Below are 1,252 nucleotides of genomic sequence, written 5' to 3' on the forward strand. Positions count from 1 at the left end.
ACCACCTACGAAATTCTTGAGGATTCAGGGAGCATGCTGACACCCAGCTATCACTACCTGTGGATTTGCTACGCCATCGTCTGGGGGATTGAGCGGTATCGCAATGCCCGGCTTGTAGAGCGCGCCATGGGTACTTTCCTGGCCATTAACGGTTTTAGAAGAAAATTGCATGAATATTAACTATCAGGACCTCGGCGCAGCGGGTAACGTCGTTATCACCAGCACCGTATTTGAGTTTCGGAAGCATAACCGGGTGGTCGATACCACCCTCTCTCTGGTGCCGGAAGTCGTCAGCGAACGTAGCGGCGGCTTCTTCATGAAAACCGTTATTTCAGGTAAGGCAGCGTATGCGCTGTGGGCCTACATATTTGCTATGAGGGAGGCTGGGCAATAATGGCTAATAACAGAGATAAGTATCTCGCCAAAATCAAAAAGCTGTTGCGGCTGGCTAAAGGTACTTCCAGCCCCGAAGAAGCAGCCAATGCGATGGCAAAAGCGCAGGCTTATATGCGTGAGTATGGGCTGAGTGAGGGTGATGTTGAGCTGGCGGAAATTAATGAGGCCAGTACCAGCGGGGCGAGCAGCGATGCAAAAGTGTCGCCGCGCTATATGTTGATGCTGTGTACGCTGATTAATAAGGCATTTGGCGTGAGCGGCTATGTCTCTCACGAATGGCGTCGTTCAGGGGCGCTGAAGCGGTTTATTTGCTTCTACGGCCCCGGAGAGCGGGCGGAGGTTGCCGCCTATGCGTTCGATGTGCTGTCCCGTCAGCTTAAGCAGGCCCGCAAGGCTTATCAGGATAAGCACTGCAGGCGCTGTAAACCTGCGACTCGCGTCGCACGAGGTGACCAGTTCTGCGAGGGATGGGTCGCGGGTGCTGCAGGCGTGATAACCGATTTTGCCGTAACGCCCCGCGAGAAAGGTCTGATGGAGAGCTATGGCCGGCGCTTGCGGGAAACTCGCGGCGTCATAGACGCTGCCTCGCGTGAAGCCAAAAGCTGCCGGGGTTCTGATGATGCTGAGCTTGCCGGTTACGTTGAGGGCCAGAACGCACGTCTGCATCAGGGCGTGAATGGTCGTCATGACGGCCCACTGGCTATCGGGAGGTCATAATGCTGCTTCGTGTAACAGGGGCATCCTACCCCCAACCAGGCGTGCGCCATGAGTACCAGCTGTGTGACGGCAGTTGTGTGATTGAGCAGCCCGGCTTTCCCGCTGTGTCCCGCTGGCTCTTCTACAACAACATGAATCA

At 55.4% G+C, this 1,252-nt stretch carries 2 protein-coding genes and 1 pseudogene; all 3 read left to right on the forward strand.

Annotation, left to right across the window (positions count from 1 at the left end; translation table 11 throughout):
- Positions 1-180: pseudogene (locus B9Y90_RS26210) on the forward strand (hypothetical protein); the annotation flags it as partial.
- The gene (locus tag B9Y90_RS26215; protein WP_085543188.1) at positions 170-394 is read left to right on the forward strand and encodes a hypothetical protein; all 225 of its coding nucleotides are present in this window, start codon (positions 170-172) and stop codon (positions 392-394) included. The pseudogene B9Y90_RS26210 and the gene B9Y90_RS26215, both read left to right, overlap by 11 nt.
- A complete protein-coding gene (locus tag B9Y90_RS26220; RefSeq protein ID WP_085543189.1) occupies positions 394-1,113 on the forward strand; it encodes a DUF2786 domain-containing protein in 720 nt (239 codons plus the stop codon). Before B9Y90_RS26215 ends, B9Y90_RS26220 begins: the two co-directional genes overlap by 1 nt.
- The last annotated feature ends 139 nt before the right edge of the window (positions 1,114-1,252 follow it).

Source organism: Cedecea sp. NFIX57, assembly GCF_900177785.1.
In the GTDB taxonomy this organism is placed as follows: domain Bacteria; phylum Pseudomonadota; class Gammaproteobacteria; order Enterobacterales; family Enterobacteriaceae; genus Cedecea; species Cedecea neteri_C.